Source organism: Aquitalea sp. ASV11 (assembly GCF_016429185.1).
In the GTDB taxonomy this organism is placed as follows: Bacteria; Pseudomonadota; Gammaproteobacteria; order Burkholderiales; family Chromobacteriaceae; genus Aquitalea; species Aquitalea pelogenes.
Map to the genome: position 1 here is coordinate 1 of NZ_JAELUD010000203.1, position 326 is coordinate 326.

Genomic DNA, 326 nt, shown 5'->3' on the forward strand with positions numbered 1-326 from the left:
CCCCCCCCCCCCCCCCCCCCCCCCCCCCCCCCCCCCCCCCCCCCCCCCCCCCCCCCCCCCCCCCCCCCCCCCCCCCCCCCCCCCCCCCCCCCCCCCCCCCCCCCCCCCCCCCCCCCCCCCCCTCTCCACCCCCCCCCCCCCCCCCCCCACCCCCACATCTTACTGTTCGTCGGCAGCGTCAGATGTGTATAAGAGACAGGGTATTGCTGGAGCGCAGTGCCGCCCGCGCCAGCCAGCTGGAGCAGGATTTCCCCGAAGGCTATCTCAAGCGCGTACATGCCGCGTACAGCGAATTTTTCCATCAGTACGAAGCAGCCCCCTTGCTG

At 76.1% G+C, this 326-nt stretch carries 1 pseudogene; it reads left to right on the forward strand.

The window, feature by feature from the left end:
* Window positions 1-326, forward strand: a pseudogene (locus JHD62_RS22745) (hypothetical protein); the annotation flags it as partial.